Raw genomic sequence first — 24047 nt, 5'->3', positions numbered from 1 at the left:
CTCTTCAGTGGGAACTCGGCTGCGTTTCGGCCACCTCCGAAACACATGGGCGTCCGCTCCCCGGCTTCTTAGTGTGAGCGCAGGAAGTAAACGAGCCAACTGCACAGAAGGCTCGTCACCGTGTCCTTTCAGGACCCGAGACAGCTTCTTAACGGAGGAGGAGTTCCATCATGCGCAGGATCTTCAAGGCCGCGGCGACGCCGCTGGCGGCGATCGGTGCGGTGTGCGCGCTGGCGATGCCGGCCGCTGCTGCGCCCGGCGACGGGCCGGTCGCGCTGGGCAGCAACGAGACGATCAAGGTCTACGACACGTCCAACGGCTACAAGGACTACGCGGGCTACGTGCAGTTCAAGCACAAGGGCGACTGGTTCCACACCTACCGCCAGAAGAGCCCCGGCAACCGCATCTACATCCAGTACGACAAGGACAACGTCCCCGACTGGGGGGAACGGATCGATGGCGGTCTGAACCCGGACGACCGCACGAGCCGCAACACGAACCTTCCCGAGGGGACGGTCTACAACATCAGGGGCTGCGTGCAGGTGGATGACGACGATGACTACTGCTCGGGGTGGTACAAGTTCACTGCCTGACTCCGAGATGCAAGAAAGGGCCCGTGCTCAGCGTTTCCGCTGGGCACGGGCCCTTTTGCATGCTGTGGCGGCGCTAGGATTCGAACCTAGGAAGGCTGAGCCGGCAGATTTACAGTCTGCTCCCTTTGGCCGCTCGGGCACACCGCCAGGGTTTTGCTGCTCTGGGCGCCGCTCCTGGCCGCGCTCCGTGGCAACGGGGTAAACCATACCTGATGGCGGGGGGTGGTCCGCCACCCGGATTATCGGCGTTCGACGGCGGACGGGGGTGGCTAGGCTGGCGGGCGCGGTTCGCGCGAGTGGGCCGTAGCCCATGTGACCGGATCTAAGTGTGAGGAGCCAATCCACCATGGCCGACTCCAGTTTCGACATCGTCTCGAAGGTCGAGCGGCAGGAGGTCGACAACGCCCTCAACCAAGCCGCCAAGGAGATCGCGCAGCGCTACGACTTCAAGGGCGTGGGCGCCTCGATCGCCTGGTCCGGGGACAAGATCGAGATGCGCGCCAATGCCGAGGAGCGGGTGAAGGCCGTCCTCGACATCTTCCAGGCGAAGCTGGTGAAGCGCGGGATCTCGCTGAAGGCCCTGGACGCCGGGGAGCCGCAGGCGTCGGGCAAGGAGTACAAGCTCTTCGCGACGCTGAAGGAAGGCATCTCCCAGGACGATGCCAAGAAGGTCGCGAAGATCATCCGCGACGAGGGCCCGAAGGGCGTCAAGGCGCAGGTGCAGGGCGACGAGCTGCGGGTGACGTCCAAGAGCCGGGACGCGCTGCAGGAGATCATCGCGCTGCTGAAGGGCAAGGACCTCGACTTCCCGCTGCAGTTCGTCAACTACCGCTGATCTTGCCGTCCTCCGGAGCGGCGGCGGGCGTAGGAGCCGCGGGCGCGGGGGCCCGTACGGTGCGCAGGGCGCGCGCGGTGGCGACGGCCGCGGTCGCGGTGAGTACGGCGCCCGCGACCGCCGCGGCGTTCATGCCGTCGGTGAAGGCCGCGCGGGCCGCGGTGAGCAGCGCGTCTCCGGTCGGCTCCGGTAGCCGGCCGGCCACCGCGCCCGCGCCGCCGAGCGTCTCGCGGGCGGCGTCCGCCGCGTCGCCCGGGAGGCCGCCGGGGAGGGTGTCGGCGGCCTGGTGGCGGTAGACGGCGGCGCCGACGCTGCCGAGGACGGCCATGCCCAGGGCGCCGCCGAACTCCGTGACGCTCTCCAGCAACCCGGAGGCGGTGCCCGCCTGTTCGGCGGGGGCGGCGCCGAGTACGAGGTCGGTGACCAGGGTCATCACGACTGCGACGCCCATCGCGTACACGCCCGCCCCCGCGAGCACCAGGACCAGGGGCGAGCCGGCGCGCAGCTGGGTGAGGACCAGAAAGCCGAGCGCGGCGGCCGCGAAGCCTCCGCTGATCACGTACGCGCGGGGGACGCGGCGCGCGAGCTGGACGGCGGCGGGGGCGGCGACCCCGACGCTCCCGGACGGCACCAGGCTCCAGAGGGCGGCCTCGAGCGGGCTCATCGCGAGCACCGACTGGAGGTATTGGGTGGTGAAGATGGCGAAGCCGACCATCACAAACATCGCGACGAGGTTGGTGCCGAGCGCGGCGCCGAAGCCGGGGCTGCGGAACAGCGCGAGGTCGATCATCGGGTGTGCGGCGGTGCGCTGCCGGCGCAGGAAGGCGGCGGCGAAGGCGAGCCCGGCCGCGAGGGCGAGGACGGGCCCGAACGCCCAGCCGTGGGCGGCGAGTTCCTTGACGCCGTAGATCACCGGGAGGATCGCGGCGAGCGAGAGCAGTGAGCCGGGCCAGTCGAAGCGGGCGGCGGTGTACGGGTTGCGGGACTCGGGGACCAGCGCGGGGGCCAGCGCGAGCAGCAGGACCATCGCCGGCAGGTTCATCAGGAACACGGAGCCCCACCAGAAGTGCTCGAGGAGTACGCCGCTGAGTACGGGCCCGAGCGCGACGCCGCCGGTCAGGACGGCGGACCAGATGGAGATGGCGGTGGCGCGCTGCTTCGCGTCGCGGAACAGGTCGCGAATGAGCCCGAGCGTCGAGGGCATGAGGGTGGCGCCGCCGATGCCGAGGAGCGCGCGGGCGGCGATGAGCATGCCGGGGGTCGTGGCGTACGCGGCGGCCACGGAGGCGGCGCCGAACGCCGCGGCGCCGGTGAGCAGGAGCCTGCGGCGGCCGACGCGGTCGCCGAGCGCGCCCATGGTGAGGAGGAGGCCGCCGAGGACGAAGCCGTAGATGTCGAAGATCCACAGCTGCTCGGTGGCGCTGGGTCCGAGCTCGCGGGAGATGAACGGGACGGCGAAGTAGAGGACGGAGACGTCCATGGAGACCAGAAGGAGGGGCAGCAGGAGAACGGCCAGCGCGGCCCACTCCATGCGTCCGGCGCGTCCGGCGCGGTCGGCGCGGTCGCGGGCCGCGTCGGCGGCGGTCTTCGGCGAGGTCATGACGGCGACTATACGAGCGTCTTAAACGGTTGTCTATGACGTTTGTGTAATACGCCCGTCTATCGCTGCGGTACCGTCGTGCCATGGGACATCGCGAGGATCTGCTGGAAGGCGCGAAGCGCTGCCTGCTCGCCAAGGGGTACGCCCGTACGACTGCACGCGACATCGTGCGGGAATCCGGCACGAACCTGGCCTCGATCGGCTACCACTACGGGTCCAAGGACGCCCTCCTGCGCGAGGCGCTGTTCGCGGCGATGGGCGAGTGGGCCGACGACGTACAGCAGGCGCTGGAGGCCGGGATCGATCCCGGCGCGCCCCTGGCGGAGCGCTTCGAGGCGGGCTGGGCCACGGTCGGGGCGCTCTTCGAGAAGCACCAGCGGGTGTGGTCGTCGAACCTGGAGGCCGTACTGCACGCGGACACCGACCCGGAGCTGCGGGCGGCGTTCGTACGGGCGCAGCCAGAGGCGCGCGTGGGACTCGTCTCGCTGTTCAACGGCGTCCCGGAGGCGCACGTCTCGGACGAGGAGGCCGGCGTCTTCGGCACGCTCTACCAGACGCTCGTGGCCGGGCTCATCGTGCAGAAGGCGCTGGATCCGGACTTCGTACTGTCCGGGCACGACCTGCTCGTGGCGATGCGCCGCATCGTGGGCGACGCGGGCGACATGGGCACCACGGCCGACGCCGGCGAGGCGCGGTCGTGACGCCCGTACGCGCTACCAGCGGTAGCCGGGGTACGCCGTCGGGGCGTCCGTCGGGACGATCTCCCGGCCGAGAGGCATCAGGCTGACCGGCATCAGCTTGAAGTGCGCCAGCCCGAACGGGATCCCGATGATCGTGACGCAGAACGCGACGCCCGCCAGGAAGTGGCCGATCGTGAGCCAGATCCCGGCGAAGATCAACCAGATGACGTTCCCGATGCCGGAGGCCGCCCCGGCGTCGCCGCGCTGCACCACTCTGTTCCCGAAGGGCCACAGGGCGTAGACCGCGATGCGGAAGCAGGCGATGCCGAACGGGATGGTGACGACGAGGATGCAGCAGATGACGCCGGCCACCGCGTATCCGATGGCCATCCAGACGCCGGAGAAGATCAGCCAGATGACGTTGAGGAGAGTCTTCACGACCGCGGACCTCCCATCCGTTCGAGCCGTGCGATGCGTTCGGCCATCGGCGGGTGGGTGGAGAAGAGGCGGGACATCCCGACGCCGGGGCGGAACGGGTTCGCGATCATCATATGGCTTGCGGTCTCCAGGCGCGGCTCGGGCGGCAGCGGCAGCTGCTTCGTGCCCGCGTCCAGCTTGCGGAGTGCGGACGCGAGTGCCGCCGGGTCGCCGGTGAGCCGGGCGCCGGAGGCGTCCGCCGCGTACTCCCTGGAGCGGCTGACGGCGAGCTGGATCAGCGCGGCGGCGAGCGGCCCGAGGATCATGATGAGCACCATGCCGAGCAGGCCCGGACCCTCGTCGTCGTCGGACCGGCCGAGCGGGATCAGCCACGCGAAGTTCACCAGGAACATCACCACGGAGGCCAGCGCTCCGGCGACGGACGAGATGAGGATGTCGCGGTTGTAGACGTGGCTCAGCTCGTGCCCGATGACGCCGCGCAGCTCCCGCTCGTTCAGGATGCGCAGGATGCCGTCCGTGCAGCACACGGCGGCGTTACGGGGGTTGCGTCCGGTGGCGAACGCGTTCGGCGCCTGTGTCGGGGACAGATAGAGCCGGGGCATGGGCTGCCGGGCGGCCGTGGACAGCTCGCGCACGATCCGATAGAGCTCGGGCGCCTCGAACTCGCTGACGGGCCGCGCCCGCATGGCCCGCAGCGCCAGCTTGTCACTGTGCCAGTACGCGTACGCGTTCGTGCCGAGCGCGACAACGACAGCGATCAGCAGGCCCGTACGGCCGAAGAAGCTGCCGATGGCGACGATGAGGGCGGACAGTGCCGCGAGGAGCAGTGCTGTCCTCAGCCCGTTGTGCCGGCGGTGCACGGTACGCCCTCCAGGTGGTGCAGCAGGGGAACGCTGAGCCAGGTGGTCGTTCCACCCTCCAGTGGACCCTCACCTACTGGTCAACGCCAGATGAGGGCCGCCAGTTCCCGGCCGGACCCCTACAGAAGCGTCCCGGAGGCGAAGCGGAGGACAAGCTGGGGTGCACCGGACAGGGCGATGCCGAGCACCCCGGTGAGCGCGATGGTGACCGTGACGGGCGCGGCGACGCGTACGGCGGTGGCGGGCGCAGTGGCGGGCGCAGTGGCGTGCGCGGGCGCCGGCTCGCCGGAGGGGCGGAGTTCGCCGGAGGGGCGGAGCTCCTCGGAGGGACGGAAGAGGAGCGCGGTCCACTGGAGGTAGTAGTAGAGCGCGATGACCACGTTCACGGCCATGACGACGGCGAGCCAGCCCAGGTCGGCGTCCACGGCCGCACGGAAGACGGTCACCTTGGCGAACAGCCCGATGACGCCCGGCGGCAGCCCGGCGAGACACAGCAGGAAGAAGCCGAGGGCGAGTGCGTCCAGCGGGTGGCGCGCGTACAGGCCGCGGTAGTCGTCGATGCGGTGGGCCGCGCTGACCGTACGGACGTGGGCGGCGACGGCGAACGCGCCGAAGTTCACGACGGCGTACATCAGGGCGTACGCGACGGTCGACCCGATGGCCTCCGCCGGACGGTCGGCGCTCCCCGCGGCGGCGATGGGGACCAGGAGGTAGCCCGCCTGGCCGACGGACGACCAGGCCAGCAGGCGGACGGCGCTGTGTTCGCGCTCGGGGCGCTGGCGCAGGGCGGCGACGTTGCCGACGGTCATGGTGAGGGCGGCGAGCACGGCGAGCGCGGGCCCCCAGATGTGGTCGTAGCCGGGGAAGGCGATCACGGTGACGAGGATGAGGCCGGAGAAGCCGACCGCCTTCCCGATCACCGAGAGGTACGCGGCGACGGGCAGCGGCGCCCCGACGTACGTGTCCGGCACCCAGAAGTGGAACGGCGCGGCGGCCGTCTTGAAGGCGAAGCCGACCAGGGTCAGCACGACGCCCGTGGTGGCCAGCGTCTCCAGCCGCGCGTCGGCGCCGGGCAGCGCGTCGGCGACGGTGACCAGGTGCATCGAGCCGGTGGCCGCGTACACGAAGCTGACGCCGAGGAGCATCACGGCGGTCGCCGCCACCGACGACAGGAAGAACTTGAGCGCCGCCTCCGACGACATACGGTCCCCGCGCCGCAGCCCGACCAGCGCGAACGCGGGCAGCGACGCGACCTCCAGCGCCACCACGAGGGTCGCCAGGTCGCGGGAGGCGGGGAGCAGCGCGGCACCCGCCGCCGAGGACAGCAGCAGGAACCAGAACTCGCCCGCGGGCAGCCGCTCGTCCCGTACGGACGCCATCGACAGCAGCGCCGCGAGGAACGCGCCGCCGAGCACCAGGAACTGGATGACGAGCGTGAACGGGTCGGCCACGTAACTGCACACGTCCGGCTGGGTGGTGAGGCAGAACGTGCTCCGGTCGCCGTCCAGCAGCGGCAGGATCGACAGCCCCGCCAACGCCAGTCCGGCGCAGGCCGCCCAGCCGAGCAGGTGCTTGCGCGCCTCCGGCAGGAACAGGTCGAGGACGAGGACGGCGAGACCGGCCACGGCGGCGAGGGTCGGCGGGGCGATCGCGAGCCAGTCGACGGACTGCACGACGCCGGCGGCGGTGACCGTGTCGACGGTGGTGACCGTGTCGGCGGCGGCGCCCACTGCGGTGGCGGTCATCGGGTCACTCCTGGCAGGAGGTCCTGTACGGCGGGGTCGGTGAGCCCGAGGAGGGCCGCGGGCCAGAGCCCGGCGAGGACGGTGAGGACGACGAGCGGCGTCCAGGCGGCGAACTCGTGGCCGCGGATGTCGGGCAGCGCCGCCGCCCCCTCGGCCGGCTCGGGCTGCTGTTCCGGATCGCCCATGCAGACGCGCCGTACGACGAGCAGCAGGTACGCGGCGGTGAGCAGGGTGCCGACGGCGCCGAACGCCATGAAGGTGAGGTACGCGGGCCGGCTCAGCCCGTCGGCCGGCTGGAAGGCGCCGAGCAGGGCGAGCATCTCGCCCCAGAATCCCGCGAGTCCGGGCAGCCCGAGCGAGGCGACGGCCCCGAAGGCGAGCAGCCCGCCGAACCGCGGCACCCTCCCGTACAGCGCGGCGCCCGTGCTGCCCGCGAGCTGGTCGAGGTCGGTGGTGCCGGTGCGGTCCTTGAGCGCGCCGACGAGGAAGAAGAGGAGGCCGGTGATGAGGCCGTGGGCGACGTTCGCGAAGAGCGCGCCGTTCACGCCCGTACGGGTCATGGTCGAGATGCCGAGCAGCACGAAGCCCATGTGGCCCACGGAGGAGTACGCGATGAGGCGCTTGAGGTCGCCCTTGGCGCCGCGGCGGGCGAGGGCGAGGCAGGCGAGGGAGCCGTAGATGATGCCGACGGTGGCGAGGGCGGCGAGGTACGGCGCGAACGTCTGCATCCCGTCGGGCGCGACGGGCAGCAGGATGCGGACGAAGCCGTACGTGCCCATCTTCAGCAGGACGCCCGCGAGGAGCACGGAGCCGACGGTGGGGGCGGCCGTGTGCGCGTCCGGGAGCCAGCTGTGCAGCGGCCACATCGGGGTCTTCACGGCGAGGCCGATGCCGATGGCGAGGACGGCCACGAGCTGCACGGTGTGGCTCAGTTGGGGGCCGCCGCCGTCCGTGCCGGGGCCGTTGTCAGTGCCGAGTGCCACCATGTCGAACGTGCCTGCCTCGAGTCCCACGAGGAGCAGGCCGAGGAGCATCACAACGGACCCGAGGAGGGTGTAGAGGATGAACTTCCAGGCGGCGGGGCCCCGTTCCGCGCCGCCCCAGCGGGCGATGAGGAAGTACATCGGGATGAGCACCATCTCGAACGCCAGGAAGAACAACATCAGGTCGAGGACGGCGAAGGTGGCGAGGGTGCCGGACTCGAGGACGAGCAGCAGTGCGACGAAGCCCTTGGCGGACGGGCCTGAGGGCATCCGGAAGTAGCTGTAGAGCGCGCAGAGGAAGGTCAGCAGCGCGGTCAGCACGAGCAGGGGGAGGGAGACTCCGTCGATGCCGAAGTGGATGCGGATGTCGAGGGCCGGGATCCAGCTGATATCCGTCTCGGCCTGCATGGCCGCCGGGTGATCGTGGTCGAAGCCGAGAGCGAGCAGGACCGCGCCGGCGAGCACCACGCCGGTGACGGTCACGCCATGGCGCAGCACGGCCTGTTCGGGGCCGGTGCCCTTCAGTCCGGGCGGCGCGGGGAGCAGTGCCGCGGCCGAGCCGAGCAGGGGGAGCACGACGACGGCCGCGAGCAGGAGGCCCATGGTGGTGTCGTTGAGGGGCAGCACGGTCAGGCTCCTCCGGTTCCGGCGGCCACCAGGACGGCGGCCACGGCCAGCACGAGGGACCCGGCGAGCAGCGCGCCGAGATAGGTCTGCGCGTTTCCGGTCTGGGCCCGGCGTACGGCGGTGCCGAGAAGCCTGGGTCCGAGCCCGGCGCCGCGTACATACGTGTCGACGACCTCGCGGTCCAGGAAGCGCACCAGCCGGGCGGCGGCCTGGACGGGGCGTACGAACAGTGCCGCGTACACGGCGTCGAGGTGGAAGCCGCGCGCGGCGTGCCGGTGCAAGGGCCCGAGCAGCAGCCGGCCGGGGTCGGCGGGGTCGCGGGCGGCGGCAATGTCGCCATAAGCGGGCTCGTGGCTGGCGATGGCCTCGGCCTCGGACACGGACGGGTCGCTCCCGGGGTGCGCGGCGACGGCGCCGAGCGGGACGCGGGCGGCGAGCGCGGTGGTGTGCCGCCACGCGGCGTACGTCACGATCGCGCCCACTCCGGCGAGGCCGGTGCCGAGCACGGAGGTGGTGAGGGTCGGGGTCAGCGAGTGGCCGTCGAACCAGTCCGGCAGGGCGCCGTAGAGGATGCCGAAGGCGAGGGAGGGGAGGGCGAGCGCCCAGAGCACCGAGTTCATGACGAGCGGCTCGCGGCCGTGGTCGGGGGCCTCCTGCGGGCCGTCGCCGCGGAAGGCGAGCAGCCAGAGGCGGGCGGCGTAGGCCGCGGTGAGGAGGGCGGTGAGCAGACCGGCGACGAGCACGGTCCAGCCGGCGCCGGTGGGCACGCCGCGGGCGTCGCCGATCGCGGCGTGCTCGGCGGCGCCGAGCACCGCCTCCTTGGAGAAGAAGCCCGCGAAGGGCGGGATGGCGGCGAGCGCGAGGAGCGCGATGGCCATCGTCCAGCACGCGTCGGGGGCGCGCCGGGCGATGCCGCGCATACGGGCCATCGCGGCCAGCGAGTTGGTGCCGGCGGTGTGGATGAGGACGCCCGCGCCGAGGAACAGCAGCGCCTTGAAGGCGCCGTGGGAGAGGAGGTGGAAGACGGCCGCGCCGCGGTCGGCGACGGCCAGGGCGCCCGCCATGTAGGCGAGTTGGCCGATGGTCGAGTAGGCCAGGACGCGTTTCACGTCGTCTTGGGCGAGCGCGGCGAGCGCCGAGCCGACCATGGTGACGGCGGCCATCACCGCCAGTACGGAGAGGGCGGCGGCGGACGCGGCGAAGACGGGCAGCAGCCGGGCGACGAAGTACACGCCGGCGGCGACCATCGTCGCGGCGTGGATCAGCGCGGAGACGGGCGTGGGGCCGGCCATCGCGTCGGGCAGCCACGTGTGCAGCGGAAACAGCGCGGACTTGCCCGCGATCCCGGCGAGCAGCAGCAGCGCGATGAGAGTGGGGTGTTCGAGTTCGAAGCCGGAGAGTGAGGAGCCGACCCGGGTGACGATGGTGCTGATCCGGAAGCTGCCCATCTCGGTGGCCAGAGCCAGGATGCCGATCAGGAAGGGGACGTCGCCGAGCTTGGTGACCAGGAACGCCTTCATGGACGCGTCGCGCGCGGCCCGCGTCTGCCAGTAGTGCCCGACCAGGAAGTACGAGCAGATGCCCATGATCTCCCAGCCGACCAGCAGCACGATGAGGTCGTCGCTGTAGACGACGAGGAACATCGCGGCGGTGAAGAGGGAGACGAGGGCGGCGTACGAGGAGTAGCGCGGGTCGTCGCGCAGGTAGCCGGTGGAGTAGAGCTGCACGCAGCCGGCGACGACCCCGACCAGGATGGCGACCAGCGCGGCGAAGCCGTCGATGTGCAGGGCGAGCTGGATGGGGAGGGCTTCGTTGCCGGTGGGCGTCAGCTCGGTGGCCGCCTTCAGCGCGTCGCTCTTGCCGTGCTCGGCGGCGATGAAGCAGGCGAAGACGGTCGCGAGGAGGGTGGGCAGCACGGCGAGCGGCCGTACGAAGCCGGGTGCCGTACGGCCCAGCAGCAGACCGGCGACGGCGCCGAGGAAGGGCAGCAGGGGGACGAGGACGGCGAGGGTCGTGGTGGTCACGCGGTCTGCCTCCCGGCGGAATTCCCCTGTTCGCGTGTGCTGGCGTCGCCGTCCGCGGTCCCGGTCGCGGCCCCGGCCGCGGTCTCCTTGAGGTCGCGGAGGCGGTCGACGTCGGAGGTGCCTCTGTTGCGGTAGACCATCAGCACGATGGCGAGACCGATGCCGATCTCGGCGGCGGCGATGGCGATGACGAAGAGGGTGAGCGCCTGACCTGTGTGCAGGGTTTCGCGGAGCCAGACGTCGAACGCCACGAGGTTGAGGTTGACGGCGTTGAGCATCAGCTCGACCGACATCAGGACCAGGATGGCGTTGCGGCGGGCGAGGACGCCGTAGATGCCGACGCAGAAGAGGAGGACGGCGAGCACGGCCGGATAGGCGAGATGCATCAGCGCTGCTCCTCTCCGTCGGTGGCGGTCTCGTCCGGTGCGGGGCTCGGGCCCGGACCGGCGGCTGCGCGGCCCGCCTTGCGGGACAGCACGATCGCGCCGACGAGCGCGGCGAGCAGCAGGACCGACAGCGCCTCGAACGGCAGCACCCAGTGCCGGAAGAGGATCTCGCCGGTGACGTCGGCGGAGCCCTGCACGGACGAGTCGAGGTCGATCCACGTGGCGCGGAACGCGTCCACGACGACGGTGACCAGCGTGGCCGCGGCGGCCAGGGCGACCGCGAGCGCCACCCACCGGTTGCCGGAGTCGGCGTCCGGCGAGTCACCGATCGGCGCGCGCGTGAGCATCAGCCCGAAGAGGAGGAGGACGACGACGGACCCGACGTAGATCAGCACCTGGACCCACGCGATGAACTCCGCGGTGAGCAGCAGGTACTCGACGGCGATCCCGCCGAGCGCCACCACCAGCCACAGCGCCGCGTGCACCAGTTTCCTGGTGGTGACGGTGATGACGGCGGCGGCGAGGGTGGCGATGCCGACGAGGACGAAGACGATCTCGACACCGGTGGGCGAGAGGAATCCGGGGTGTGCGGCAGCGTGGCTCACGCGTCGCCCTCCCGCGGTCCCGGTGCCTGGTCCCGTGCCGCGTCGGCCTGTCCGGACTGTCCGGGCGGCTCGGGCTGTTCGCGCTGTCCCGGCTGCTCCGACTGCTCGGCCCGCTGCGCCTGTTCGGCGGCGGCGAGCTTGTCCGCCGTCTTACGGGCCGCGGCGATCTCCTTCGGCTCCTCCGCCGCCGGATCCAGCGCGGGCGGTTCGGGCACGGTCCACATCCACTCCCGCAGCTTGTCCCGTTCGTGCGTCAGCTCGTGGATGTCGGTCTCCGCGTACTCGAACTCCGGCGACCAGAACAGCGCGTCGAAGGGGCACACCTCGATGCAGATGCCGCAGTACATGCAGAGTGAGAAGTCGATGGCGAAGCGGTCCAGCACGTTCCGGCTGCGCTCCCGCCCGCCCGGAGCGGTCGGCGGCACCGTCTCCTTGTGCGAGTCGATGTAGATGCACCAGTCGGGGCACTCGCGCGCGCACAGCATGCAGACCGTGCAGTTCTCCTCGAACAGCGCGATGACGCCCCGGCTGCGCGGCGGCAGTTCGGGCTGCACGTCCGGATAGTGCGCGGTGACCGACCGCCGCGTCATCGTACGAAGGGTGACCGCGAGGCCCTTGGCGAGCCCCGAACCGGGCAGCGAACGGCGCTTCCCGGACGGCTCCGCCGGGGCGTCGGCCGCGCCGGCGGCGGCCGTCACGGTGGGAGTCGCGGACGACGGGCGGGACTTCACTGGATCACCACCTTGACGACGCCGGTGAGGGCGATCTGAAGGAGCGCGAGCGGTACGAGCGCGGTCCAGGCCACCCGCTGGATCTGGTCCTCGCGCAGCCGCGGATAGCTGACCCGCAGCCAGATGACCACGAAGGCGAGCACCGCCGTCTTGAGCAGGGTCCACAGCCAGCCGAGTTCGCCGGAGAACGGGCCGTGCCAGCCGCCCAGGAACAGCACGGTGGTCAGCCCGCAGAGCACCACGATGCCCGCGTACTCGGCAAGCAGGAAGAGGGCGAAACGCAGCCCCGTGTACTCGGTGTAGGCACCGAAGATGATCTCCGAGTCCGCGACCGGGGCGTCGAACGGGGGCCGCTGAAGCTCGGCCAGCCCGGCCGTGAAGAAGACGACGGCGCCGATGATCTGCCACGGCACCCACCACCACTCGAAGGCGCCGAGGATGCCGGTCAGCGAGAGCGTGCCGGCGGCCATCGCGACGGACGCGGCGGCGAGCAGCATCGGCAGCTCGTACGCCATCAGCTGGGCGCCCGTACGGAGGCCGCCGAGGAGCGAGAACTTGTTCGCGGAGGCCCAGCCGCCCATCAGCGAGCCGAGCACGCCGACGCCCATCACGGCGAGTACGAAGAAGATGCCGGCGTCGATCACCTGCCCGACGCCGCTGCCTGGCGCGATCGGAATGGCGATCAGGACCAGGAGGTACGGGATGAGCGCCACGGCGGGGGCCAACTGGAAGACCCGCCGGTCGGCACCGTCCGGAACGACGTCTTCCTTCTGCGCGAACTTGACCCCGTCGGCGATCAGTTGGGCCCAGCCGTGGAACCCGCCGGCGTACATCGGGCCGACGCGGCCCTGCATGTGGGCCATCACCTTGTGCTCGGTCTGGCCGATGATCAGGGGGAAGGTGAGGAAGACCACGAGCACGGCGACCAGCCGGAGCGCGACGTCGAATACGTCCATCAGCTCTCGCCCCCTTCGCCGTCGCCGTCCGTGCCGTCGCCGCTCTGGGTGCCGCGGCCGCGGTCGGGGCCCCGATCGCGGTCGGGGTCGGGGGCCGGGTCGCGGTCCGGGTCGGGGGCCGGGTCGCGGTCCGGCTCGGCGTCGCGACGTATACCGGGGGCCGCTGCTCCGCCTTCGTCGGACGGCGGCTGGGCGTGATGCCACGGCGCGTCCGTGGAGCGCGCGCCCGGCGCGGCCGCGAGAGGACGGCAGAAGAAGTAGGGGCCCGTCTATTGGGCTCGGAAATGTGTATAGGAGACGGGCCCCGGTCCGGGCGTCTGGCGTGCCGGGCCAGTTGGGCACGGGCCCGCACCCTTCCCGCCGCGACGGCGCCCCGCCCCCGTGGCGAGGGTCCGGCGGAATGCCGGGGCGCCCGAGGGCCGACGTACGGCTAAAGCCCGGCGCAGCGCCTAGTTGAGGCGGGCTCGGGCCGTGTGGGCCGCGTGGCGGGCCGTGTCGGCCGAGCGGGGGTCCACCGTCGCCACGAGGTCCGCGTACTCCTCCAGTTCCTGTGCCCCCGCCAGGAAATCGCCCCGCTCGACGAGCAGTTGCGCGTGCTCCAGCCGTAGCCGCATCGGGCGGTGGGGGAGGAGCAGGGCGAGTTCGAGGGCCCACAGCTGGACGGACGAGTGCTCGGGGCGGGCGGCGGCCCACGCCCGGACGTTGTTGAGCACCCGCAGCACCGTGTCCAGCGGGTCCGCGGGCCGCAGCAGGGTCGGCGGTACGGGGCTCCGTTCGCCGGTCGCGCCCGCGACGAGCAGGTCCACGTCCGAGGCCGCGAGCGTACGTCCGCCGGCGAAGGGGTCGGCCAGTACGTGTTCGCCGTCCGGGTCGCCGAAGCCGACGACGAAGTGGCCGGGCAGCGCCACCCCGTACACGCGCGCCCCGGCCCGCCGGGCCACCTCGATCCAGACCACGGACAGCAGGATCGGCAGCCCGCGTCTGCGGGTCAGCACGGCCTGGAGGAGTGAGGAGTCGAGGCGGCGGTAGTCCGCCGGGGTGCCGTGGAAGCCGTACGTCTCGCCGAGCAGCCGCCGCAGCGCCTCCGCCCAGGCCTGCGGGCCGCCGGGCGGCACGGGCCCGCTGCCGCCGGCACCGCTTGCACCGTCGCCCGGCAGGTCCGCAGGCAGTTCGCCGGCCAGCCGGTCGAGTTCGATCTGCGCCGCGTCGATCGCCGCCTCGCCGCCCTCCGGATCGGACTCGGCGCCGATCAGCAGGCACAGCAGTGCCAGGTCGGGCCGCTCCTCGGCAGCGGCACGCCGGAACCGCTCCCTGTTGCCGCTCGTCGTCATGTGTAGCTCCCTGGCGCGGTCGGCGCGGTCAGACCCGTGGTGCGGTGCGGTAGTGGTACGCGTGGTGGTCCGCGAACCCCAGGCCGTCGTACAGCGCGCGTGCCGCGTCGTTGTCCGCCTCCACCTGGAGGTACGCGGCCGAGGCGCCCTCCGCGAGCGCCGTACGGGCCAGCTCCGCCATGACGGCGCGGGCGAAGCCCTGCCGCCGGTACGCCGGTGCCACCTCTATCGCCGCGAACCCGGCCCAGCGCCCGTCCACCACGCACCGCCCGATCGCGGCGGGGACGGGCGGCCCGCCCTCGCCATGCGCCTCGCCCTCCCCACGCGGCCCGCCCTCGCCAGGCGCCTCGCCCTCGCCGGGAACCGTCGCGAACCACACCGAGGGCCCGCCGCTCAGCACCCGCGGCGCCGTCTCGTCCTCCGCCTCTTCCGCGCGCCCGTACGCCCGCAGCCAGTCGGCGTCGAGCCGCCGGTGCACCCGTACGCGGGTGTCCGGTGCGCGGTCGGCGAGCGGCGCGAGGGCGCCGGTGCGCATCAGCGTGTGCCGGTCGGCGGTCCAGCCGCGCTCGTCGAGCCGGGCGGCGAGCAGCTCGTGCGCGCCCTCGTGACCGGTCGCGACCTGCACCTTCGCCGGAAGCCCACGCTCCGCGTACCAGTCCTGAACGTGCCGCAGCGCCGCGTCGAGCGGAAGTCCGGGGTCGCCGAGCGGCAGCACGGAGTTCGCCCGCGAGGTGAAGCCCGCACGCCGTACGGGCCCCCGTACGGATGCTTCCCCCCGTACGGGCCCTCGTACGGCCACGGGGCTGGCCCGCAGTGTCCACTCCCCGAGCCGTTCCGTCTCGACGGCCGGCCACCCCCGCGCCGCGACCCACTGCAGCTCGCGCACGCTCGCGGCCGGTACGCCCCGGCGCCGCGCCGGCGCCGCCGGTACGGGCTTGCCCGCCACGAGCGCCGCCTCCCGGAGCGCGACGGTCCGCCCGTCGCGGCGCGTGATCCGCAGCGTCCCGCCGGTCCACGAGGTGAGGACGCCTACAGTGTCGGTAAAGGCGGCCTTCGGCTCATCCGGACCGGTCAAAGACCTCACGGATACGCGTTTCCCCACGTCGTCAGGGGTAATGCGGACCTCAAGATGTCCGCCTGTGGCGAATTCCACAGCTCTACCCACCCCTCCTGTTCGTCTCATGCCGGGGAACGGAGATACTAGGTGCGGGCATCGACGACGCCGCGCTCCCGCGCGCCCCGCGGCAGAGCCGTACTCGCTCCGCCGCCCCTATCGAGGAGGAACGACAGCGTGACCTACGTCATCGCGGAGCCTTGTGTCGATCTTAAAGACAAGGCATGCATCGAGGAGTGCCCCGTCGACTGCATTTACGAGGGCCAGCGGTCCTTGTACATCCACCCGGACGAATGCGTCGACTGCGGGGCCTGTGAGCCGGTCTGCCCGGTCGAGGCGATCTTCTACGAGGATGACACTCCCGAGGAGTGGAAGGACTACTACAAGGCGAACGTCGAGTTCTTCGACGAGCTCGGCTCGCCCGGTGGTGCTTCGAAGCTCGGCCTGATCGAGCGCGACCATCCCGTCATCGCCGCACTGCCGCCGCAGAGCCACGACGAGTGACCTGAGGCCAGGCGCGCACCGCTGCACCGGTCCCGTACGGCACGCCCGTACGGGACCGACGTGTTCCGAGAGAGAGTGAGCAACCCTTGTCATCCGTCTCCGCCCGGCTGCCCGTCTTCCCCTGGGACCGCCTGGAGCCGTACAAGGCGACGGCCGCGGCCCACGCGGGCGGCATCGTGGACCTGTCCGTCGGCACGCCCGTCGACCCGGTCCCGGAGCTGGTCCGGCGGGCGCTCGCGGACGCCGCGAACAGCCCCGGCTACCCCACGGTGTGGGGCACGCCCGCCCTTCGCGACGCGATCGCGGGCTGGTGCGGGCGCCGCCTCGGGGCACGCGGTGTCGAGCATGCGAACGTGCTGCCCGTCGTCGGCTCGAAGGAGTTCGTCGCGTGGCTGCCGACCCAGCTGGGGCTGGGCGAGGGCGACCGCGTGGCGTACCCGCGGCTGGCCTACCCCACGTACGAGGTGGGTGCGCGGGCCGCCGGTGCGGAGCCGGTCACGTACGAGGAGGTCACGGAGCTGGACCCGGCCGGGCTGCGGCTGCTGTGGCTCAACTCGCCCTCGAATCCGACCGGCCGTGTCCTGTCCGCCGAGACACTGCGCGCGGCGGTCGCCTGGGCGCGCGAGCACGGCGTGCTGCTCGTCAGCGACGAGTGCTACCTCGAACTGGGCTGGGACACCGAGCCGGTGTCCGTGCTGCACCCGGACGTGTGCGGGGGCTCGTACGAGGGGATCGTCGCCGTCCACTCGCTCTCCAAGCGCTCCAACCTCGCCGGCTACCGCGCCGCGTTCGCCGTCGGCGACGCGTCCGTGCTCGGGGACCTGCTGCTCGTACGGAAGCACGGCGGGATGATGGCGCCCGCGCCCGTACAGGCCGCCGCGGCGGCGGCGCTGGACGACGACGCGCACGTCGCGGAGCAGCGCGAACGGTACGCGGCACGGCGCGCGGCACTGCGCGGCGCGCTGGAGGCGTACGGCTTCCGGATCGAGCACAGCGAGGCGTCGCTCTACCTGTGGGCGACCCGGGACGAGCCCTGCTGGGACACCGTCGGCGAGCTCTCCAAGCGCGGCATCCTGGTCGCGCCGGGCGACTTCTACGGTCCGGCGGGCGAGCGGTTCGTACGGGTCGCGTTCACGGCGACGGACGAGCGGGTCGCGGCGGCCGTACAGCGGCTGGAGCACTGAGCAGGGGCGCACTGGGCAGGGGCGCACTGGGCACAGGCGCTGCGCCGGGTCGTACGCCGGACAGCGCCCGTACGCCGGACTGCGCGGACAGTGAGCACACAGCGGCGAGGGGCCCGGGAGGCGAACTCCGGGGCCCCTCGCCGCCGTTCGGATCAGGTGTCCCACGCTGCTCCCGGCCCGGCCGGGAGCGCCGGGGTCAGGAGAGCGGCAGACCCGCGGTGGGCAGGCCACCGGTGCTGGAATCGGAGTTGGAGCCCTTGACGGTCTCGCCCACGACCTTCGTCGCCGCCGGAACGCCGGCGTCCACCACGTCCTTGCCCGCCTTCCCGGCGAGCCCCGTGGCGTTCGTCGCGGTGCTGTCGAGGGTGCTGCCGGCGTCCGCGCTGCTGAGGTTGGTCAGTCCGCCCAGGCCGGAGGCCTGGTCAGCGGCGCTCGCGGCACCGGCCGCGCCGACGACCGACGCGGCGCCGGCTGCGCTGAGCAGGGCGGCCTTGGCGATCCGGCGCGTGAGGGGGAGGGACATGTTGCTCCTTTGACGGCGGGGGTGCTGTGTTTCGGAAGGCGCTCGCGGCCGTACTCGCTGTCGGCCGGAACGCACTGCCTATCGCGCCGGGAGGGCCGAAAGTTGCGGGCCAGTTTGGTAAAGGATTGGTAACGCGTCGCATAATCGGCTTCGGTGAGCACGCGCGGCAGCCGTGCCCCGGCCACCTCACAGCCCGCCCCGGACCGCCTTCAGCCAGGGCTTCCCGTACCGCTACGACGCCGTCGCCAGCCGCAGCACCACTGTCGTTCCGCCGCCGTCCGCCGCGTCCTCGTCCGACTCCCGCCAGCCGTCCTCGGAACGGTCCGCCGCCCACTCGCGGCCCCCGTACGAGATCTCGCTGATGCGCAGCTCCGCCCAGTGCGCCAGCGCCCAGTGCGCGAGTTCCCAGCCGCGCTGCTCCGCGTCGACGGTGAGGACGATCTCCGGTTGCTTGGCGTCCGCCCCCTTCGCGGCGTCCGCGCCGGTGCCGCTTCCGCGGTGGCTGCCCGTGCCGGCCGCCGCCGTGTCCGGCTTCGGGGAGCCGCGCAGCACGTCCTCGCCGAACTCCCGCGCCAGCTTCTCCCGTACGGTCGTCGCGTTGCCCGCTTTGTCGATTCCGCCGGGCCCCGTGGTGCAGTTGAGCGCCGCCGCGCGGCGGCCGGTGAGGGCGGCGGTGAGCAGGGCGGCGTTCGCCTCGTGCTTGGCGTACGCCTGCGGGAAGCCGCTGCGCTGCACGCGCTGCGCCGCGACGGTGAGCGGCAGCCGGGAGTAGCCGGGGACCTTCACCAGGTGGTCGTAGAACTTCCCCGACGCGTACACCGGGTCGAGGATCTGCTGCTGCGTGCCCCAGCCCTGCGAGGGGCGCTGCTGGAACAGGCCGAGTGAATCGCGGTCGCCGTGCCGGATGTTGCGCAGCCCGGATTCCTGGATGGCGGTCGCGATGGCTATCGTCACGGCACGTTCGGGCAGCTCGCGGGAGGACGCGACGGCCTCGATGGTCGCGGCGTTGGACGCCTGCTCGGGCCGCACCTTGTACTCCGCCGAGCCGCCGTCGCCGTTGCTCTCGCCTTCACCCGTCGCGCGTACGGTGCAGCGCGCCGGTCCGGCGCCGCCTGTGACGTACTGCGTCGCCAGATAACCGGCGATGCCGAGCAGTACGGCCAGCGCGGCAAGGATCCGAAGACCCCTGCCACGCCGCCGTCGAGGAGTGGAGGTCTCTGACACGCGGATAAAGGTACCGGTGCGCGGAGCTAGGGTGGCGCCATGTCGTTCACCGGACTTGACCTGGAGCAGGACGCGGCTCTGCTCACGGCGCAGCTCGTCGACTTTCCCTCCGAGAGCGGGACGGAGAAGCCCCTCGCGGACGCGGTGGAGGCCGCGCTGAGCGCGCTGCCGCATCTGGACGTGGACCGGTACGGGAACAACGTCGTCGCCCGTACGCGGCTCGGCCGCGCCGAACGCGTCATCCTCGCGGGTCACATCGACACCGTGCCCATCGCTGACAACGTCCCGTCGCGGCTCGACGCGGACGGCATCCTGTGGGGCTGCGGCACGAGCGACATGAAGGCCGGGGTGGCCGTGCAGCTGCGGATCGCCGCCACGGTGCCGCGCCCGAACCGCGACCTGACCTTCGTCTTCTACGACAACGAGGAGGTCGACGCCAGCCTCAACGGCCTCGGCCACATCGCCGAAGCCCACCCCGACTGGCTCGCGGGCGACTTCGCCGTCCTGCTCGAACCCTCCAGCGGCCAGGTCGAGGGCGGCTGCCAGGGCACGGTGCGCGTCCGCCTCCGTACGTCCGGACAGCGCGCCCACTCCGCGCGCGGCTGGCTGGGGAAGAACGCCATCCACGCCGCACAGCCCGTACTGGCCCGGCTCGCCGCGTACGAGCCGAGGCGCCAGGTGATCGACGGGCTCGAGTACCGGGAGGGGCTGAACGCCGTACGCATCGAGGGCGGCGTCGCGGGCAACGTGATCCCGGACGAGTGCACCGTCACCGTCAACTTCCGCTTCGCGCCGGACCGGAGCCCCGAAGAGGCGCTCGCACACGTCCGCGAGGTGTTCGCGGACTGCGGCGTCGAGGAGCTGATCGTCGACGACAGCTCACCGGGCGCGCTGCCCGGTCTGTCGCACCCGGCGGCGGCCGCGTTCACCGCGGCGGTGGGCGGGGTGCCGCAGCCGAAGTACGGGTGGACGGACGTCTCCCGGTTCAGCGCCCTCGGCGTGCCCGCGGTGAACTACGGGCCGGGCGACCCGAACCTCGCGCACAAGCGCGAGGAGCACGTCGAGACGGCGAAGGTGCTGCACTGCGAGGCGGCGCTGCGGGACTGGCTCACGGGCTGAGCGGGACCGGTTCACCGGCTGAGCGGGAGTGGTTCACGGGCTGAGCAGGCCCGCCGGACCGTGACGGAACGCTCCCCTTCGCTTCCGTTTCCCTTCCGCGTCCACAACCTCCGTCGTCTCCGCGAATTGCGTTGCCCGTCATTTACGACTGCGTACCCTGGGCGGAAGATCGCAGTCGGAGGGAGACGGCATGGACACGCCCGAGGAGCAGCGGGAGCCGCAGGAACAGCGTCTCGGGCCGGTGGTACGCCGCCGGCGCCAGGTCCAGGCGGGCACCACCGACCAGCGTCTGCTGGACACGGCCGGACCGTCCGACTTCATCCACCGCGACCCGTGGCGGGTCATGCGCATCCAGTCCGAGTTCGTGGAGGGCTTCGGCGCCCTGGCCGAACTCGGCCCCGCGGTCAGCGTCTTCGGCTCCGCCCGTACGCCGCTGGACTCGCCGGAGTACGAGTCGGGCGTACGCATCGGGCGCGGCCTGGCCGACGCCGGCTTCGCGGTGATCACCGGGGGCGGTCCGGGCGCCATGGAGGCCGCGAACAAGGGCGCGCTGGAGGCGGGCGGCACCTCGGTCGGACTCGGCATCGAGCTGCCCTTCGAGCAGGGCCTGAATCCCTATGTCGACATCGGGGTCAACTTCCGCTACTTCTTCGTGCGCAAGACGATGTTCGTGAAGTACGCGCGCGGGTTCGTCGTGCTGCCGGGCGGCATGGGCACACTGGACGAGCTGTTCGAGGCGCTCACGCTGGTGCAGACGAAGAAGGTCACCCGCTTCCCGATCGTGCTGCTCGGCACCGCGTACTGGCAGGGCCTGATCGACTGGCTGCGCGACTCCGTGGCGGGCACCGGCAAGGCGTCGGCGCACGACATGGAGCTGTTCCACGTCACGGACGACCTGGACGAGGCGGTCGCGCTGGTGACCAAGGAGGCGGGCTAGCGCGGAGGGCGCGGGCGGCCGTACGGCGCACCGGCCCGGCTGCCCTGCCCGTACGGCGCGCTGACCGGCGGTCCGTACGGCGCGCCCGGCCCGGCCCGCCGTACGTTCAGGCCAGTCCGCGCCGGGCCACGGCCGGGCTGCGGTGGCCCGCGATGGACGCCACCATGTCCAGCACCTGGCGGGTCTCGGCGACCTCGTGCACGCGGTACACCTGCGCGCCCAGCCAGGCCGACACGGCGGTCGTCGCGAGCGTCCCGGTCAGCCGCTCCTTGACCGGCTTGTCCAGCGTCTCGCCGACGAAGTCCTTGTTGGACAGGGAGACCAGGACCGGCCAGCCCGTCGCCGTCATCTCGTCCAGCCGCCGGGTGGCCTCCAGCGAGTGCCGGGTCGACTTCCCGAAGTCGTGCCCCGGGTCGATCAGGATGCCGTCGCGGCGCACGCCGAGCCCGGCCGCCCGCTCCGCCAGCCCGAGCGTGACCCGCAGGATGTCGGCCATCACGTCGCCGCCCTCGTACGTCACCCGGTGCGGGCGCGTACGCGGCTGGGCGCCGCCCACGTGCGTGCAGACCAGCCCGGCGCCGTGCCGCGCCGCCACCGCGGCCAGCTCCGGATCGGCGCCGCCCCACGCGTCGTTGAGCAGGTCCGCGCCCGCGGCGCAGACCGCCTCGCCGACCTCGTGCCGCCAGGTGTCCACGCTGATCACCACGTCCGGATAGCGCCGCCGGACCTCGGCCACGAAGCCGACCGTACGGCGCACCTCCTCCTCGACCGTCACCTCGTCGCCCGGACCGGCCTTCACCCCGCCGACGTCGATGATGGCAGCGCCCTCTGACATCGCCTGCTCGACGCGGTCCAGGGCCGGCTCGTCGCGGAAGGTGGCGCCGCGGTCGTAGAAGGAGTCCGGCGTCCGGTTCACGATCGCCATGATCACCGGCTCGTTCCCGCCGAACTCGCGTGTCCCCAGGCGCAGCATCCGCCGTCCTCTCGGTCTCGTCACCACCGCGTGGCCACTGCACGGGCCCCGTGGCCGACCCTAACTGTCAGTGCTCCATGGCACGATCGGAGAGCATGGGCAGCCGCACACATTCAAACGGACCTCGGGGAGATGGCCGTGTTCTGGTTCTTGCTGATCTCGCTGGTCGTGGTGGTCGCCGCGGTCACGCTCGCGGTGCTCGGCAGCGGGGACGGGCGCGGCCCGGACCAGGCCGCGGTCGGCGGCCTCACCGACGTGCCGCCGGACCGGCTGGACGACCCGCTGCCCGCGCACCGGCAGGTGGGCCGCGCTGACGTGGAGACGCTGCGGCTGCCGCTGGCGGCCCGCGGATACCGCATGCGGGAGGTCGACGACGTGCTCGACCGGCTCGGCGCGGAGCTGGCCGAGCGGGACGCCCGCATCGCCGAGCTGGAGTCCGCGCTGGCCGGTGCGCAGGCGGCGGCCATGGGGCGTACGGACCTGTTCAAGGGCGTGGAGGAGAGACGACGTGACGAGCACTGAGGACACGGGCGGCGGCGCGGGCGGGGGCGGCGCGGGCGCCGAGGGCGCGGCGCAGCCCGGCCCGGACGGGCGGCTGCGCTGCCCGTGGGGCCTGTCCGCCGAGGACTACGTGGCGTACCACGACGCCGAGTGGGGCCGCCCGGTGCACGGGGACGACGCGCTGTACGAGCGGCTGAGCCTGGAGGCGTTCCAGTCCGGGCTGTCCTGGCTCACGATCCTGCGCCGCCGGGAGGGCTTCCGGGCCGCGTTCAGCGGGTTCAAGATCTCGGAGGTCGCGGCCTTCACGGCGGCGGACGAGGAGCGGCTGCTCGCTGACACGGGCATCATCCGGAACCGCGCCAAGATCACGGCCACGATCGCGAACGCACGGGTGGCCGCGGAGCTGGCACCGGGGGAGCTGGACGCGCTGATCTGGTCGTTCGCGCCGGACCCGGACGGCCGCCCCGCACCCCGTACGCTCACGGACGTCCCCGCGATCACCCCGGAGTCGACGGCGATGTCCAAGGCCCTCAAGAAGCTCGGCTTCCGCTTCGTCGGACCCACCACGGCGTACGCGCTGATGCAGGCGTGCGGCCTGGTCGACGACCACCTGGCCGACTGCTGGGCCCGCGGCGCGCGCTGACTCCGCGGGCCCCGTGCCGGCCGGTGCGAGCGAACGGCGGTGTCAGCGGCCGGTGTAGCGGGGCTGCTCCTTGTTCACGAACGCCTCGACGGCGATGGCGTGGTCGGCCGAGCCCCCGGCGCGGATCTGCAACTCCGCCTCCTTCTCCAGGGTTTCCGCCAGCGAGTGCGAGGCGCCGAAGGCGAGCGACTCCTTGAGCGCGGCGTAGGCGGCGGTCGGCCCCTGCGCCAACTGCCGGGCCACCGACTCCGCTTCGGCGGCCAGGTCCGCGGCGGCCACCACCCTGTTGGCCAGGCCGAGTTCGAGCGCCTCGGGCGCCTTGACGTTGCGCGGGAAAAGCAGCAACTCCGTGGCGCGGGCGGTGCCGACCAGCCGCGGCAGTGACCAGGACATCCCGGAGTCGGCGGTGAGCGCCACCCCGGCGAAGGAGGTGTTGAAGGCGGCCGTGTCGGCCATCAGCCGGTAGTCCGCCGCGAAGGCGAAGCCCGCGCCGGCGCCCGCCGCGACGCCGTTCACGGCGGCCACGACGGGCTTCGGCATGCCGGAGAGCGTGAGCGTGATGGGGTTGTAGTGTTCGCGCACGGTGGTGAGCGCGCTGCCGCCCTTCTCGCGCAGCGCGCCGATGTGCTCCTTGAGGTCCTGTCCCACGCAGAAGGCGCGGCCGTTCCCGGTGAGCAGCACGGCCCGTACGGCCGTTTCGTCCGCCGCGGTCCGCAGCGCGTCGCGCAGCGCCGCCTTCGTCTCGTCGTCGAGAGCGTTCATCGCGTCGGGGCGGTTGAGTGTGATCGTCGCGAGACCCTCGGTGAGGTCGTAGAGCACGGTGTCGGCCATGAGCCCCAGCATGGCGTAGATCAACGGGAGCCGGTAGACGACGGCTCGGGGACGCGCGCGGGTGGCGTTGTGACCTGAGTCAAAGGGTCCGGGGCGGGCC

Annotated in this window: 25 protein-coding genes and 1 tRNA gene; 9 read left to right on the top strand and 17 right to left on the bottom strand. The window is 72.3% G+C overall.

Features of this window, described 5'->3' with window-relative positions:
* Positions 1–170 precede the first annotated feature (170 nt).
* Complete coding sequence (locus DVA86_RS29825; protein WP_208882989.1) at positions 171–593, top strand: hypothetical protein; 423 nt, start codon at positions 171–173, stop codon at positions 591–593.
* 65 nt (positions 594–658) lie between these two features.
* On the opposite strand, the gene DVA86_RS29820 is transcribed toward DVA86_RS29825, so the two are convergent.
* Positions 659–740: transfer RNA gene (locus tag DVA86_RS29820), tRNA-Tyr, on the bottom strand.
* A gap of 199 nt (positions 741–939) precedes the next feature.
* Between DVA86_RS29820 and DVA86_RS29815 the strand changes: the two genes are divergently transcribed.
* A complete protein-coding gene (locus tag DVA86_RS29815; RefSeq protein WP_208882987.1) occupies positions 940–1428 on the top strand; it encodes a YajQ family cyclic di-GMP-binding protein in 489 nt (162 codons plus the stop codon).
* Here the strand turns inward: DVA86_RS29815 and DVA86_RS29810 are convergent.
* Positions 1415–3028 (bottom strand): MFS transporter, encoded by a 1614-nt coding sequence (locus DVA86_RS29810; protein WP_208882985.1) that lies wholly within the window; start codon positions 3026–3028, stop codon positions 1415–1417. The two genes, DVA86_RS29815 and DVA86_RS29810, sit on opposite strands and share 14 nt — an antisense overlap.
* A gap of 83 nt (positions 3029–3111) precedes the next feature.
* Here DVA86_RS29810 and DVA86_RS29805 point away from each other — a divergent pair, with 83 nt between their 5' ends.
* Complete coding sequence (locus DVA86_RS29805) at positions 3112–3729, top strand: TetR/AcrR family transcriptional regulator (protein ID WP_208882983.1); 618 nt, start codon at positions 3112–3114, stop codon at positions 3727–3729.
* Between the two features lie 12 nt (positions 3730–3741).
* Here DVA86_RS29805 and DVA86_RS29800 read toward each other — a convergent pair whose 3' ends face one another.
* The 11 genes from DVA86_RS29800 to DVA86_RS29750 all read right to left on the bottom strand — a co-directional run bounded on the left by DVA86_RS29800 (position 3742) and on the right by DVA86_RS29750 (position 15547).
* Positions 3742–4146, bottom strand: a complete 405-nt coding sequence (locus tag DVA86_RS29800) for a YccF domain-containing protein (protein ID WP_208882982.1) — start codon at positions 4144–4146, stop codon at positions 3742–3744.
* Positions 4143–5006: a zinc metalloprotease HtpX gene (gene htpX / locus DVA86_RS29795; protein ID WP_208882980.1), complete on the bottom strand. Its 864-nt coding sequence runs from the start codon at positions 5004–5006 to the stop codon at positions 4143–4145. The genes DVA86_RS29800 and htpX overlap by 4 nt, the downstream gene beginning before the upstream one ends.
* A 119-nt stretch (positions 5007–5125) precedes the next feature.
* Positions 5126–6751 (bottom strand): NADH-quinone oxidoreductase subunit N, encoded by a 1626-nt coding sequence (locus DVA86_RS29790; RefSeq protein WP_208882978.1) that lies wholly within the window; start codon positions 6749–6751, stop codon positions 5126–5128.
* Positions 6748–8337: a complex I subunit 4 family protein gene (locus DVA86_RS29785; protein WP_208885348.1), complete on the bottom strand. Its 1590-nt coding sequence runs from the start codon at positions 8335–8337 to the stop codon at positions 6748–6750. Before DVA86_RS29785 ends, DVA86_RS29790 begins: the two co-directional genes overlap by 4 nt.
* Before the next feature lie 26 nt (positions 8338–8363).
* Positions 8364–10385, bottom strand: coding sequence for an NADH-quinone oxidoreductase subunit 5 family protein (locus DVA86_RS29780; protein ID WP_208882977.1), 2022 nt, complete (start codon positions 10383–10385; stop codon positions 8364–8366).
* Positions 10382–10771 (bottom strand): NADH-quinone oxidoreductase subunit NuoK, encoded by a 390-nt coding sequence (gene nuoK, locus DVA86_RS29775; RefSeq protein WP_208882975.1) that lies wholly within the window; start codon positions 10769–10771, stop codon positions 10382–10384. The genes DVA86_RS29780 and nuoK overlap by 4 nt, the downstream gene beginning before the upstream one ends.
* Complete coding sequence (locus DVA86_RS29770; RefSeq protein WP_208882974.1) at positions 10771–11376, bottom strand: NADH-quinone oxidoreductase subunit J family protein; 606 nt, start codon at positions 11374–11376, stop codon at positions 10771–10773. Before DVA86_RS29770 ends, nuoK begins: the two co-directional genes overlap by 1 nt.
* A complete protein-coding gene (locus DVA86_RS29765; protein ID WP_208885346.1) occupies positions 11373–11966 on the bottom strand; it encodes a NuoI/complex I 23 kDa subunit family protein in 594 nt (197 codons plus the stop codon). The genes DVA86_RS29770 and DVA86_RS29765 overlap by 4 nt, the downstream gene beginning before the upstream one ends.
* 137 nt (positions 11967–12103) lie before the next feature.
* Positions 12104–13066 carry a complex I subunit 1/NuoH family protein gene (locus DVA86_RS29760; RefSeq protein ID WP_208885344.1) on the bottom strand — a complete coding sequence of 321 codons (963 nt, stop codon included), beginning with the start codon at positions 13064–13066 and terminating at the stop codon, positions 12104–12106.
* 446 nt (positions 13067–13512) lie between these two features.
* Positions 13513–14394 carry a transglutaminase-like domain-containing protein gene (locus tag DVA86_RS29755; RefSeq protein WP_208882972.1) on the bottom strand — a complete coding sequence of 294 codons (882 nt, stop codon included), beginning with the start codon at positions 14392–14394 and terminating at the stop codon, positions 13513–13515.
* A 28-nt stretch (positions 14395–14422) separates the two neighbouring features.
* Positions 14423–15547 carry a GNAT family N-acetyltransferase gene (locus DVA86_RS29750; protein WP_208882970.1) on the bottom strand — a complete coding sequence of 375 codons (1125 nt, stop codon included), beginning with the start codon at positions 15545–15547 and terminating at the stop codon, positions 14423–14425.
* Between the two features lie 138 nt (positions 15548–15685).
* On the opposite strand from DVA86_RS29750, the gene fdxA reads away from it, so the two are divergent.
* Both fdxA and dapC read left to right on the top strand, forming a co-directional pair.
* A complete protein-coding gene (gene fdxA / locus DVA86_RS29745) occupies positions 15686–16012 on the top strand; it encodes a ferredoxin (RefSeq protein ID WP_027764481.1) in 327 nt (108 codons plus the stop codon).
* 86 nt (positions 16013–16098) lie between these two features.
* Positions 16099–17196, top strand: coding sequence for a succinyldiaminopimelate transaminase (gene dapC / locus DVA86_RS29740; protein WP_208882968.1), 1098 nt, complete (start codon positions 16099–16101; stop codon positions 17194–17196).
* Positions 17197–17392: 196 nt separating this feature from the next.
* On the opposite strand, the gene DVA86_RS29735 is transcribed toward dapC, so the two are convergent.
* On the bottom strand, positions 17393–17719 hold the full coding sequence (locus DVA86_RS29735; protein ID WP_208882966.1) for an ATP-binding protein: 327 nt from the start codon (positions 17717–17719) through the stop codon (positions 17393–17395).
* Between the two features lie 231 nt (positions 17720–17950).
* On the bottom strand, positions 17951–18943 hold the full coding sequence (locus DVA86_RS29730) for a VldE C-terminal domain-containing protein (RefSeq protein WP_208882964.1): 993 nt from the start codon (positions 18941–18943) through the stop codon (positions 17951–17953).
* A gap of 39 nt (positions 18944–18982) precedes the next feature.
* Here DVA86_RS29730 and dapE point away from each other — a divergent pair, with 39 nt between their 5' ends.
* The gene (gene dapE / locus DVA86_RS29725) at positions 18983–20062 is read left to right on the top strand and encodes a succinyl-diaminopimelate desuccinylase (RefSeq protein WP_208882962.1); all 1080 of its coding nucleotides are present in this window, start codon (positions 18983–18985) and stop codon (positions 20060–20062) included.
* A 190-nt stretch (positions 20063–20252) separates the two neighbouring features.
* Positions 20253–20999 (top strand): LOG family protein, encoded by a 747-nt coding sequence (locus DVA86_RS29720; RefSeq protein ID WP_208882960.1) that lies wholly within the window; start codon positions 20253–20255, stop codon positions 20997–20999.
* A gap of 106 nt (positions 21000–21105) precedes the next feature.
* Here the strand turns inward: DVA86_RS29720 and folP are convergent, their stop codons facing one another.
* Positions 21106–21972 carry a dihydropteroate synthase gene (gene folP, locus DVA86_RS29715; protein ID WP_208882958.1) on the bottom strand — a complete coding sequence of 289 codons (867 nt, stop codon included), beginning with the start codon at positions 21970–21972 and terminating at the stop codon, positions 21106–21108.
* Between the two features lie 132 nt (positions 21973–22104).
* On the opposite strand from folP, the gene DVA86_RS29710 reads away from it, so the two are divergent.
* Both DVA86_RS29710 and DVA86_RS29705 read left to right on the top strand, forming a co-directional pair.
* Positions 22105–22494 carry a DivIVA domain-containing protein gene (locus DVA86_RS29710; protein ID WP_208882956.1) on the top strand — a complete coding sequence of 130 codons (390 nt, stop codon included), beginning with the start codon at positions 22105–22107 and terminating at the stop codon, positions 22492–22494.
* Entirely contained in the window at positions 22481–23116 is a 636-nt protein-coding gene (locus DVA86_RS29705) for a DNA-3-methyladenine glycosylase I (protein ID WP_425470945.1), read from the top strand. Before DVA86_RS29710 ends, DVA86_RS29705 begins: the two co-directional genes overlap by 14 nt.
* Before the next feature lie 42 nt (positions 23117–23158).
* On the opposite strand, the gene chcB is transcribed toward DVA86_RS29705, so the two are convergent.
* Positions 23159–23947 (bottom strand): 2-cyclohexenylcarbonyl CoA isomerase, encoded by a 789-nt coding sequence (gene chcB, locus DVA86_RS29700; RefSeq protein WP_208882954.1) that lies wholly within the window; start codon positions 23945–23947, stop codon positions 23159–23161.
* Positions 23948–24047 lie beyond the last annotated feature (100 nt).

The organism is Streptomyces armeniacus (assembly GCF_003355155.1).
Classification (GTDB): Bacteria; Actinomycetota; Actinomycetes; order Streptomycetales; family Streptomycetaceae; genus Streptomyces; species Streptomyces armeniacus.
Note: the sequence above shows the minus strand (reverse complement) of the source record. Positions and strands in the feature narration are given on the sequence as shown.

Coding starts and splice junctions, on each gene's coding strand:
- DVA86_RS29710 (WP_208882956.1), top strand. CDS start 22,105: ATGGCCGTGTTCTGGTTCTTGCTGATCTCGCTGGTCGTGGTGGTCGCC.
- DVA86_RS29720 (WP_208882960.1), top strand. CDS start 20,253: ATGGACACGCCCGAGGAGCAGCGGGAGCCGCAGGAACAGCGTCTCGGG.
- DVA86_RS29805 (WP_208882983.1), top strand. CDS start 3,112: ATGGGACATCGCGAGGATCTGCTGGAAGGCGCGAAGCGCTGCCTGCTC.
- DVA86_RS29810 (WP_208882985.1), bottom strand. CDS start 3,028: ATGACCTCGCCGAAGACCGCCGCCGACGCGGCCCGCGACCGCGCCGAC.
- DVA86_RS29785 (WP_208885348.1), bottom strand. CDS start 8,337: ATGGGCCTCCTGCTCGCGGCCGTCGTCGTGCTCCCCCTGCTCGGCTCG.
- DVA86_RS29790 (WP_208882978.1), bottom strand. CDS start 6,751: ATGACCGCCACCGCAGTGGGCGCCGCCGCCGACACGGTCACCACCGTC.
- DVA86_RS29815 (WP_208882987.1), top strand. CDS start 940: ATGGCCGACTCCAGTTTCGACATCGTCTCGAAGGTCGAGCGGCAGGAG.
- nuoK (WP_208882975.1), bottom strand. CDS start 10,771: ATGCATCTCGCCTATCCGGCCGTGCTCGCCGTCCTCCTCTTCTGCGTC.
- folP (WP_208882958.1), bottom strand. CDS start 21,972: ATGCTGCGCCTGGGGACACGCGAGTTCGGCGGGAACGAGCCGGTGATC.
- chcB (WP_208882954.1), bottom strand. CDS start 23,947: ATGGCCGACACCGTGCTCTACGACCTCACCGAGGGTCTCGCGACGATC.
- dapE (WP_208882962.1), top strand. CDS start 18,983: ATGTCGTTCACCGGACTTGACCTGGAGCAGGACGCGGCTCTGCTCACG.
- DVA86_RS29755 (WP_208882972.1), bottom strand. CDS start 14,394: ATGACGACGAGCGGCAACAGGGAGCGGTTCCGGCGTGCCGCTGCCGAG.
- DVA86_RS29765 (WP_208885346.1), bottom strand. CDS start 11,966: ATGACGCGGCGGTCGGTCACCGCGCACTATCCGGACGTGCAGCCCGAA.
- DVA86_RS29735 (WP_208882966.1), bottom strand. CDS start 17,719: ATGTCCCTCCCCCTCACGCGCCGGATCGCCAAGGCCGCCCTGCTCAGC.
- DVA86_RS29825 (WP_208882989.1), top strand. CDS start 171: ATGCGCAGGATCTTCAAGGCCGCGGCGACGCCGCTGGCGGCGATCGGT.